This window comes from Angustibacter speluncae (genome assembly GCF_054777815.1).
On record NZ_BAAHAF010000023.1, the window covers coordinates 1 to 10,287 of the forward strand.

General features: G+C 75.6%; 13 protein-coding genes and 1 other RNA gene. 3 read left to right on the forward strand and 11 right to left on the reverse strand.

What is annotated here, in order from left to right; all coding sequences use genetic code 11:
- From ACYVKY_RS02400 to ACYVKY_RS02425, 6 genes are all read right to left on the reverse strand, one after another.
- A partial coding sequence (locus tag ACYVKY_RS02400) for a hypothetical protein (RefSeq protein WP_460433394.1) occupies positions 1-316 on the reverse strand: 316 nt, incomplete at its 3' end.
- Positions 317-409: 93 nt separating this feature from the next.
- A complete protein-coding gene (locus ACYVKY_RS02405; RefSeq protein WP_460433395.1) occupies positions 410-1,789 on the reverse strand; it encodes an MFS transporter in 1,380 nt (459 codons plus the stop codon).
- Positions 1,790-1,856: 67 nt separating this feature from the next.
- On the reverse strand, positions 1,857-2,183 hold the full coding sequence (locus ACYVKY_RS02410; RefSeq protein WP_460433396.1) for a DUF3039 domain-containing protein: 327 nt from the start codon (positions 2,181-2,183) through the stop codon (positions 1,857-1,859).
- 34 nt (positions 2,184-2,217) lie between these two features.
- Positions 2,218-2,772 (reverse strand): YqgE/AlgH family protein, encoded by a 555-nt coding sequence (locus tag ACYVKY_RS02415; RefSeq protein WP_460433397.1) that lies wholly within the window; start codon positions 2,770-2,772, stop codon positions 2,218-2,220.
- A gap of 7 nt (positions 2,773-2,779) precedes the next feature.
- Positions 2,780-3,154, reverse strand: a complete 375-nt coding sequence (locus ACYVKY_RS02420; RefSeq protein ID WP_460433398.1) for a VanZ family protein — start codon at positions 3,152-3,154, stop codon at positions 2,780-2,782.
- Complete coding sequence (locus ACYVKY_RS02425; protein WP_460433399.1) at positions 3,151-4,578, reverse strand: NAD-dependent malic enzyme; 1,428 nt, start codon at positions 4,576-4,578, stop codon at positions 3,151-3,153. Before ACYVKY_RS02425 ends, ACYVKY_RS02420 begins: the two co-directional genes overlap by 4 nt.
- A gap of 71 nt (positions 4,579-4,649) precedes the next feature.
- Between ACYVKY_RS02425 and ACYVKY_RS02430 the strand changes: the two genes are divergently transcribed.
- Positions 4,650-5,993, forward strand: coding sequence for an alpha/beta fold hydrolase (locus ACYVKY_RS02430; protein WP_460433400.1), 1,344 nt, complete (start codon positions 4,650-4,652; stop codon positions 5,991-5,993).
- 105 nt (positions 5,994-6,098) lie between these two features.
- Positions 6,099-7,064, forward strand: a complete 966-nt coding sequence (locus tag ACYVKY_RS02435) for a hypothetical protein (RefSeq protein ID WP_460433401.1) — start codon at positions 6,099-6,101, stop codon at positions 7,062-7,064.
- 69 nt (positions 7,065-7,133) lie between these two features.
- Here ACYVKY_RS02435 and ACYVKY_RS02440 read toward each other — a convergent pair whose 3' ends face one another.
- From ACYVKY_RS02440 to ACYVKY_RS02450, 3 genes are all read right to left on the reverse strand, one after another.
- Entirely contained in the window at positions 7,134-7,544 is a 411-nt protein-coding gene (locus ACYVKY_RS02440) for a VOC family protein (RefSeq protein WP_460433402.1), read from the reverse strand.
- Between the two features lie 93 nt (positions 7,545-7,637).
- On the reverse strand, positions 7,638-8,228 hold the full coding sequence (locus ACYVKY_RS02445) for a hypothetical protein (protein ID WP_460433403.1): 591 nt from the start codon (positions 8,226-8,228) through the stop codon (positions 7,638-7,640).
- A gap of 54 nt (positions 8,229-8,282) precedes the next feature.
- Positions 8,283-8,660, reverse strand: coding sequence for a hypothetical protein (locus ACYVKY_RS02450; protein WP_460433404.1), 378 nt, complete (start codon positions 8,658-8,660; stop codon positions 8,283-8,285).
- A gap of 120 nt (positions 8,661-8,780) precedes the next feature.
- Here ACYVKY_RS02450 and ACYVKY_RS02455 point away from each other — a divergent pair, with 120 nt between their 5' ends.
- Positions 8,781-9,440, forward strand: coding sequence for a VOC family protein (locus ACYVKY_RS02455; RefSeq protein WP_460433405.1), 660 nt, complete (start codon positions 8,781-8,783; stop codon positions 9,438-9,440).
- 138 nt (positions 9,441-9,578) lie between these two features.
- On the opposite strand, the gene ssrA is transcribed toward ACYVKY_RS02455, so the two are convergent.
- Together ssrA and ACYVKY_RS02465 are read right to left on the reverse strand one after the other, a co-directional pair.
- Positions 9,579-9,947: a transfer-messenger RNA gene (gene ssrA / locus ACYVKY_RS02460) on the reverse strand.
- 87 nt (positions 9,948-10,034) lie between these two features.
- A partial coding sequence (locus ACYVKY_RS02465; protein ID WP_460433406.1) for an SPFH domain-containing protein occupies positions 10,035-10,287 on the reverse strand: 253 nt, incomplete at its 5' end.

A 10,287-nucleotide genomic window follows, 5' to 3' on the forward strand; every position in this document is an offset into this window, starting at 1 on the left:
CGACCGGGGCGGCGGCGGGCAGCGGCTGCTGGGCGCGCTCGACCTCCTCGCGCCGCGCGGCCGCGGCCCGCTGCACGACCTCGGCGACGTCCGGCTCGGCGCGCACCCGCAGCGCGGCCGCCCACGCGTCGAGCTGGGCGACGACGTCGCGCTCGCCGTAGGCGCCGAGGTGGAAGACGTAGCCGAGCCGGCTCGGCAGCGTCGCGGCCTTGGTCTCCTCGACCCCGGCCGCCACGAGCAGCAGCGCCCAGGCGTCCGCGGACGGCGCGCGGCCGGAGGCGTCGGCGAGCACGGTGCGGACGGCGCGACGCAGCATGGCCCGATCCTCCCGCAGCGGACCGGCCGCCCGGGTCCGAACCGCAGAGTGTGAGTCCGGCGCAGCGACACGCCGGCGTGTCGCCGCGGAGGTTCACACTCGGCGCGGACGGAGCGGGCCCGCCGGCCGTCCGCGCCAGCCGACGAGCACGCCGAGCAGGGCGACGGCGGCCAGGCCGAGCCAGATGGCGGTGAACAGGCCGGCGTCCGACCCGCCGGGGTCGTGCCCCGCCGCGAACACGGCGCCGCCGAGCCCGACGCCGGTGACGGCGCCGAGCGAGTCGCTGATCTGCAGCGAGGCGCTGTTGCGTCCCTGCTCGGCCGGCGGCGACATGCCGAGGACCAGCACGCTGGTGCTCGACATCGCCAGGCCCATCCCGACCGCGCCGACCGCCCAGACCGGTGCGGCGAGCCACGGCGAGGCGCCGGGCAGCATGCTCAGCCCGAGGCCCGCGACCCCGGCCGCGACGAACGCCGCACCGATCGCGAGCAGGCCGTGCCGCGGCACGGGCAGCCCCGGCCGTCCCTGCACCCACGACCCGAGCGCCCAGCCGAGCGCGCCGGCGGTCAGCGCGACGCCCGCGGCGGTGAGCGAGAGCCCCTTCTCCTGGTGCAGGGCGAGCGGTACGTAGGTCTCGGCACCGAAGAAGGCCGCGGTGTAGAGGCCGCGCACGACCACGACGGACGGCAGCCCGCGCCGCACTCGCAGCGTCCCGCGCGGCATCAGCGGCGGCAGCCCGACGGCCACCAGCGCCAGCCCGAGCACCCCGACCAGGACGGGGACCGGGCTCGGCGGCACCACGTGCTGGGCGGCCCACTGCACCTGGCTGGCGCCGGCGGCGAGCGCGAGGGCGAGCGCGGCCCGCCGCAGCGGGGAGAGCGTCGCCGCCCCGGCGTCGGTCGGCTGCGACGGCGCCGCCGGCGGGAAGCGGCGCACCTGCGGCAGCAGCGCGGCGAGCGACAGCAGCGCGACCGGCGGCACGACGAGGAAGACCGCGCGCCAGCTCACCTCGGCGGCGAGCCACCCCGCGACGGGCGGGCCGACCACGGCGGGGACGACCCACGCGGCGCTGATCCACCCGAACACGCGTGGTCGGGCCTCCTCCGGGTAGACCGCCGCGACCACCACGTAGAGCGCGACGACGAGGGCTCCGGCCCCGGCGCCGGAGACGACCCGGCCGAGCAGCAGGACGCCGAACCCGGTGGCGCTGCCGCACACGACCAGACCGCCGGCGAACAGCAGCATGCCGCCGACGAGCGGCCAGGTCGGCCCCCGCGAGTCGGCGAGGCCGCCCGCGACGACCATGCCGAGCAGGCTCGCGGTCATGAACAGCGAGAAGGCCAGCGAGTAGCTGCGGACGGCGCCGAGCTGCTCGGCGACCAGGGGCATCGCGGTGGCGACGGCGAGCGCCTCGAAGGCGACGAACGTGACCTGCCCGACGATCGCGAGCGTGACCACCCAGGTGCGGGGCAACCCGCGTCCCCCCGACGTGCCCTGTCCGCCCGACGTGACCTCCCCGCCCGCCGACCGCGGGCGGACCTCAGTCACCGGCGCCGCCGCCCTCCCCGTCCTGGGGGTCGCGCAGGCCGTCGTAGATCTCCTTGCAGATCGGGCAGACCGGGAACTTGTTCGGGTCGCGGCCCGGCACCCAGACCTTGCCGCAGAGCGCGATCACCGGCTCGCCCGACAGCGCGGACGACAGGATCTTCTCCTTGCGCACGTAGTGCGCGAAGCGCTCGTGGTCGCCCGGCTCGACCGGCTGCTCGAGCTGCTCGCGCTCGAGCACGGCCGTGCCCTGCGACCCGGGGCCGGACGGCTCCGACAGCGGCTGGGGCTGGGGGGTGCTGGGCGGCAGCGGCTCGGACATGGCGCCAGTCTACGAACCGGTCGGTGCGGCCCGTTCAGTTGAGCAGCGGGTCGCGCGGGTAGCGGGCGACCAGCGCGAGGTCGCCGCCCTGGCGCAGCAGCACCGCGGGCCAGAGCCCCTCCGGGTCCTGGCTGAACGCGTCGCCGGACTCGGCGTCCAGGACGAACCACGAGCCGTCTTCGATCTCGTCCTCGAGCTGTCCGCCGGACCAGCCGGCGTAGCCGGCGAACACCCGCAGCCCGCTGACCTGGGCGGCGAGGTCCTCGGGGGCGACGTCGAGGTCGACGACGGCGACCGAGCCGATGATGCGCCGCAGCCCGGCGGCGGCGGGCCCGTCGCCCGGGACGCGCGCGAGGCCGAGCGCGGTGTCCTGCGACACCGGGCCGCCGGTGTAGAGCCGGCCGGGAGCGGTCGCGAGCGGCTGCCAGCCGGGCAGGACCGCCTCGACGTCGACCGGGGACGGCCGGTTCACCACCACGCCGAGCGCCCCCTCGTCGGAGTGGTCGAGCAGCAGCACCACCGTGCGCCGGAACGTCGGGTGCTCCAGGCTCGGCGTCGCCACGAGCAGACGACCGGTCAGCTGCTCCACGGCTCCATCATCGCGCGCGCGCGGCGTCCGGTGCAGGACGGGCGGCGACCCGCCGGACCCACCGGCGGCCGAGCAGCGCGCCGGCCAGCGTCCCCGCCGCGTCGGCCACGGCGTCGCGCCAGTCGCCGGTGCGGTCGGGGACGAACGCGTCCTGGACGACCTCGCTCACCACGGCGTGCGCGAGCAGGGCGAGCACCACCCACCGCAGCGGCAGCCCGCACCGCACCGCGCACAGCGCGACGGCGCCGAACACGACCAGGTGCACGACCAGGTCGAGGTGCGGCACGCCTCCCCCGACGTCCGGCGGGCGCGGCCAGTACAGGACGACCAGGTGCGCGACGACGGCGACCGCGAGCCACGCGGTCGGTGCGTCGCGCCTCACGCGGTGGGCGCGCCGCCCGCGAGCACGGCCTTGCGGACGGCGTCGGCCACCACGGTGGTGACGTCCGGGTGGAACACGCTGGGGACGATGTAGGTCGGGTTGAGCTCGTCGTCGCCGACGACCGCGGCGAGCGCGGTGGCGGCGGCGAGCAGCACCTGCGGGGTGATCTCGCGCGACTGCGCGTCGAGCAGCCCGCGGAAGATGCCGGGGAACGCGAGCACGTTGTTGATCTGGTTCGCGAAGTCGCTGCGGCCGGTGGCCACCACCGACGCGTGCCGCGAGGCGTCGACGGGGTCGACCTCCGGCACCGGGTTCGCGAGCGCGAAGACGACGGCGCCGTCGGCCATCGTGGCGACGTCGTCGGCGTCGACCACGTTGGGCGCGCTCACCCCGATGAACACGTCGGCGCCGGCGAGCGAGCCCTTCAGGGTGCCGGTCACGCCGCGCGGGTTGGTGTGCTCGGCGATCCAGCGCCCGGAGTCGTCGAGGTCGTCGCGGCCGGTGTGCACCACGCCGCCGATGTCGCTGACGACGACGTCGCGCGCGCCGGCCTCGAGCAGCAGCTTCAGCACGGCGGTGCCGGCGGCGCCGGCGCCCGACATCGCGATGCGCACGTCGCCGATGGCCTTGCCGACGCACTTGAGCGCGTTGGTCAGGGCCGCGACGACGACGACCGCGGTGCCGTGCTGGTCGTCGTGGAAGACCGGGATCTCGAGCTCGTCGCGCAGCCGCCGCTCGATCTCGAAGCAGCGCGGCGCCGAGATGTCCTCGAGGTTGATGCCCGCGAAGACGGGGGCGAGCGCCTTGACCGTCCGGATGATCTCCTCGGTGTCGGTCGTGTCGAGGCAGATGGGGAAGGCGTCGATGCCGGCGAACCGCTTGAACAGCGCCGCCTTGCCCTCCATCACCGGCAGCGCGGCGAGCGGCCCGATGTCGCCGAGGCCGAGCACGGCGGTGCCGTCGGTGACGACCGCGACGGTGTTGCGCTTGATCGTGAGGTTCCGCGCGTCGTGCGGGTTCTCGGCGATCGCGAGGCAGACGCGGGCGACGCCGGGCGTGTAGACCAGCGAGAGGTCGTCGCGGTTGCGGATCGGGACCTTCGACTCGATCGACAGCTTGCCACCGAGGTGCGCGAGGAAGGTGCGGTCCGAGACCTTGCCGATCGTGATGCCGTCGAGCTCGCGCAGCCCGTCGACGATGCGGTTCGCGTGCGCGTTGTCGCCGGCCGCGCAGGTGACGTCGACGCGGACGCGGTCGGCGCCCGACGCGGTGACGTCGAGCGCGGTGACGAGCCCACCGAGCCCCTCGATGGTGTGCGTGAGCTCGCTGACGGCGGTCGGCCGGGCGGGCAGCTCGAGCCGGACCGTGATCGAGTAGGACACGCTGGGGACCGGAGGGCGCGGGTCGGGCGGGGCGGACGTCATGGCGCCATTGTGGTCGCTACTCGTAGGTACGTCGGGGAGGGCGCGTGGACGCAAGGTACGCAACGGACCGGGTGGCGCACGACGGGCTGGAGCTGGTGGTGCACCGGCACGAGCCGGCGGCGGTCGCCGACGAGGTGCCGGTGGTGGCGCTGCACGGGTTCCCGCAGACGGTCCGGTGCTGGGACGCCGTGGTCGCCGACCTGCTCGCCGCGGGCCGCCGGGTGCTCGTCCCCGCCCTGCGCGGGTACGACGAGGGCGCCCGTCCGGACGACGACGCGGCGTACGCGCTCGGGCGGGTCGCGGGCGACGTGCTGGCGGTCGCCGACGCCGCGGGGGCGTCGCAGGTCGACCTGCTCGGCCACGACTGGGGCGCGATCGCCGCGTGGGCCGTCGCCGGCCACCACCCCGGGCGGGTGCGCTCGCTCGTCGCGGTGTCGGTGCCGCACCCGCGGGCCTACGCGGCGGCGGTCGCCGGCGACGAGGACCAGCAGCGCCGCTCGGCCTACCTGCGGCTGTTCCGGCAGAGCGGCCCCGCGCACGGGTACCGCGCGGAGGAGGTGCTGCTCGCCGACGACGCCCGGCGGCTGCGCGCCACCTTCGACCCCCTGCCCTCCGACCTGGTCGAGCGGCACACCGCGGCCGTGCGGCCCCGCGAGGTGCTCACCGGCGCGCTCGGCTGGTACCGCGCGATGGACCGCGACGAGCTGGCCGCGGTGCCCGCGGTTCCCGTCCCGACGACGTTCGTGTGGGGCGAGGCCGACGTCGCCGTCGGGGAGGTCGCCGCGCGGGCGTGCGCCGAGCACGTCACCGGGCCGTACCGGTTCGCGCCGCTGGACGGGGTGTCGCACTGGGTGCCCGACCAGGCGCCGCACGTGCTCGTCGAGGCGGTGCGGGTGACCGCGTCCGGCGCCCCGTGGGGCCTGCTCCCCGAGGGCACGGACGAGGAGCGCGCGGAGGCGCTGGCGGTGCTGGCCCACCGCGGCCAGGTCGACAAGCTGGGGGTCGACTACGTCGAGCACCCGCGGGCGGTGGTGGGGCTGCTGCGCCGGTCGCGGCTGTTCGCCGACCTGCCGGCGGCCGTGCAGGAGACCGCGGTGCAGGCGGCCTGGCTGCACGACGTGGTCGAGGACACCCCGGTGACCGAGGACGACCTGCGGGCGCACGACTTCGACGACGCCGTGGTCGAGGCGGTGGGGTTGCTGACCCGCACCCCCGAGGTGCCGAAGGACGCCTACTACGAGGCGATCCGGCCGCACCCGGTGGCGCGAGCGGTCAAGGTGGCCGACGTCGCGCACAACACCGACCCGACGCGACAGGCGGGGCTGGAACCCGCTGAGCGGGAGCGGCTCTCGGAGAGATACGCGTCGGCGGTCGCGGCGCTCGACGCCGGCGGCCTGCTCCCCGGACCGGCTTGACCGCGACTTGACGGTCGCGGGGGTGGGGCTTGACCCGCGCTCCCCCACCCTCGGTGCTGCACCGGGGGAACGGGTCCCCCGGGCGACCGAGGCCGAGGAGCCCCCGTGACCACCACCCCCCTCCGAGCGGCGCGCCCGCGCCTGCTCGCCGTCCTGGCCGTCCTGGCCGCCGTCCTGGGACTCGCGAACGTCCCCACCGCCGCGCAGGCCGCCTCGAGCAGCGACTGCACCGGCGGCGGCTTCTCGCTCGTCCTGCCGGGCCGCACGGTCACCGCCCGACCGGGCCAGGACCTGCGCACCACCATCCCCGCCCGTGACCTCGGCACCTCGTTCCTGGTCAAGGGGCGCTACGTCGAGTTCACCGTCACGTCCGCGACCCTCGGCGTCACGAACTGGACGCTCACCGGCGCCCCGAACGCCGGCGACCTCACCGGCGGCCGGCGCACCACCGTGTTCGCGGCCAAGACGCCCGACCTGCGCGGCGCCACCCTGACGAGCGGGATGGAGATCCGGCTGCGCGACGGCGACCTGCGGCTGATCCGCGAGGGCTCGCAGGCCGAGATGAAGATCCAGGCCAAGGACTGCGCCCAGGGCGGCATCTTCCAGATGGAGCCCGAGCGCGAGGACGGCACCGCGACGGTGTTCACCCACGTGCTGGCGCCGGACGTCTTCTACTTCGACAACCCGCGCTTCCGCGAGCGCATCGGCACGACGCTGCCGTTCGTGACCGACACCGGCCAGACGCTGCAGATCCCGGTGACCGCCCGGGTCAACTTCGGCAACGGCACGTCGTCGAGGTTCGTCGGCCGCGACTCCGCCCAGGTCGCGACCCGGATCGCGCAGTGCAGCAACGTGTTCGGGACGCACTGCGGCGGCGTGTCGAGGTGGAGTGTCGCGAGCGGCGGCCGGATGGGCCAGGTCATGGGCGAGGACGCCGTCGAGGTGTCGCCCTCGGCGACCGACTGCGTGCAGGACTGCCAGGCGCAGAACCAGGTGCGCGGACGGGCCGTCGTGCTCGGGTTCCCCTTCCCGGTGCCGGCCGCGTCGGTGCTGACGCCGCGCACCCCCTGACCGGTCGGCCGCCCGGCTGACGGGCGGCCGGCCGGCGGCGCCCCCTCCGTCCCCGCGGAGGGGGCGCCGTCACGCCCGGCGCACCTCCTGCACGGCGAAGGTGTTCCCGTCCGGGTCGGAGAAGAACACGTAGGAGTGGAAGGTGCGCCGCTGCGGGTCGGGGCCGGGCTCGCGTCCCTGCTCCCCGAAGTGCACGATCCCCTCGTTCGGCACGCCGGCCTGCTCGAGGTGCGCGTGGGCGGCGACGATGTCCGCCACGCACAGGTGCACGCCCTTGAGCGTCCCCGGCTCGCCGGCGCCGACGTTCACGCCGAAGGTCAGCGAGCACCCCGACCCGGGCGGGGTCACCTGCACCACCCGGAAGTGCTCGTTCGGCGCGTGGTCGACGTCGAGCGCGAAGCCCAGCCGGTCGACGTAGAACTCCTTGGCCCGGTCCACGTCCGTCACCGGCACCAGCACGTTCTCGAGCGTCCAGTCCATCGTCGTCCCTCTCGTCGCGGGTGCGCCTGCGGCACCGCCGTCACCGGGTGGAACGACGCGGACCGCCCGGACTCATCGGTGCACCGGTGATCGTCACCCGTACGGCGCCTCGCCGGCCACCACCGCGCCGCGCGCGGCCCGCCGCCGCGCCACCAAGAGGGCGACGAGCTCACCCGCGACCAGCACCAGCAGCGCGACGAGCGAGAGCACGACGCCGGCGCCGAGACCGACGAAGTCCGAGGGCGTGCGCCCGTCGCCGAGGTCCTGCGTCCCGACCTGGGTGGTGACGAGGGCGACCAGGCCCGAGCGCGTCACCAGCGCGGACACCAGCACGAGGACGCCGGCCAGGGCGGCCGACGCGAGCCCGACCAGACGGCGGGTGCGCGCGTCGGTGACCACGACGGACGCCGCGAGCGCGGCCAGCACCACCAGCAGCGCCACCAGGACGAGCGGCTGCAGGCCGAGGTCGTCGGGCAGCCACTGCTCGCGGGGCAGCAGGTTCTCGGCGCCGCGGGCGGGGTCGAGGCCGAGCGCCAGGGCGAGGCCGGACCAGCCCGTGGAACCGCCCGCGGACTGGCTGCCCACCTGGACCGGGACGCACCCGACCGTCACGAACGGCAGGGCGAAGAACCCCACGACGAGGGCGAGGACGACGGTGCGGCTCCAGCGTCGGACGGGTCCCATCCGGGCACGCTAGCGGCGCGGACGGTTCCCGCGGGGGGTCCGGCGGCCCACCGGTCAGAGCGGGCGGAAGCCCGCGCAGACGGCGTTCGCCCTGGCGATGCGGCCGTCGTCGTCGAGGTCGAAGTACACCCGCTGCTCGACCAGGTGCGGCCCGTCGTCGTTGCGCACCCGGAACCGGTAGTCGACGCGGGGGCGGTCGTGCGCCGTCCCGGTCTCGACGCCGAGCACCTCCTCGATCTCGTCCGAGGGCTCGAACCACCGGTACAGCACCTCGTGCACGACCTGCTCCGGCGTGGCCGCCTCCCAGAACCGACCGGGCGTCATGCCGCGGAACGCGACCTCGGGCGCGAAGACGGCGAGGAGGGCGTCGGTGTCCTTGGCCGCGAGGGCGGCGGCGAACCGGCGGCCGACCTCGTCCTGCTGCTGCGTCACGCGCACCAGGGTGCGGCACCGCGAACGTGTCTGTCGACGTCCGACGAGGCAGCGGTGGTGCCCCGTCGGTGCCCGGGGGTAGGAAGGGGCGACACCCACCCAGGCACCAGGAGGACCACCGTGGCCGAGACCGACGACCGCACACCGCTGACCGGGCAGCAGGTGCTCGACGAGGGGCTCGACGGCTGGCGGGTGGTGCTCGGGCGGCTGGTCGCCCGGTTCGGCACCGGCGACTTCGCCGCCGGCGCCCGGCTGGTGGGCGAGATCGCCCGCGTCGCCGACGAGGCCGACCACCACCCCGACGTCGACCTGCGCTACCCGCACGTGACGGTGACGCTGGTCAGCCACGACGTGGGGGCGCTGACGCAGCGCGACGTCCGGCTGGCGCGGCGGATCAGCGAGCTGGCCGCCGACGCGGGCGCCGACCCCGACCCCGCCGCGCCGCAGCTGGTCGAGCTCGCGCTCGACACCCCTTCGACCGCGACGGTGCTGCCGTTCTGGCAGGCGGTGCTCGGCTACGACGCGAGCGACGACGACGTCACCGACCCCGCCGGCCGCGGCGTGCCGCTGTGGTTCCAGGACACCGACGACGACGCGCCCGACCGCCAGCGGTTCCACGTCGACGTGTCCGTGCCGCACGACGTCGCCCAGCAGCGCATCGCCGCCGCCCTCGCTGCGGGCGGCACACTCGTCGACGACGGCCATGCGCCCTCGTTCTGGGTGCTCGCCGACGCCGAGGGCAACAAGGCCTGCATCTGCACCTGGGAGGGCCGCGACTGACGGCCTGCGCGATCGGCCCCGCCGCGTGCGCAGACGACGGGCGAGATCGCAGCGCGGACGCCCACCTGCTGCACATTCGGCGGCGCCAGAGACGACGACGGCCCCCACGCTCGCGCGTGGGGGCCGTCGTCGTGGGGACTGTGGAGGTGGGGAGAATCGAACTCCCGTCCGTCGTCGTACCCCTAGGGCTTCTCCGGGTGCAGCTCGCTATGGAGTTTCTCGGCCCCGGCGCTCACGCGAGCATGTCCGCCGACGGGCCCAGTCGTCTTGGTGTCCCGTCAGCGCCGACGACGAACGCTGACAGCAGTGGCTCTCTAGATGACGCCAGCTACCGGGCCGAGAGCGTGCCCGGGCTGACGGACTTCGAAGCCTCGCTCAGGCGGCGAGGGCGAAGTCGGTGCGCTTGGAATCGGCACCTGTGGTTTGCGGAGGGCGTTAACGAGATAACCCCGCGTCCTCGACCCGCTTCCCCTAGTTCGACATCCGACGTCGAAACCAGTCACCCCCTGTGTACTTGTCAACCACCCGTCCGGCACGCCGGAGCGGACGCGTCCAGGATACCCGTACCAACGGCCCGGACGCGCCCGCGATTCCCTACGGCGAGTGCACCACCACGGTGCCGCCCGCCTCGCCGGCCGCCTGGGCGAGCCGCAGCCGAGCCAGCTCCGGGTGCTCGGCGAGCACCCGGGCACCGTTCGCGAGCGCCCGCAGCGCGGCCGTCTCGCCGCGGGCCCGCTCCAGCGCCGCGACCCCCTCCTGCCGCGCGGTCGCGACGGCGAGCACCGCCCGGCGCACCTCCCCCGGCACGACGACGTCGCGCAGCGCGACGTCCTCGACGGCGAGCCCG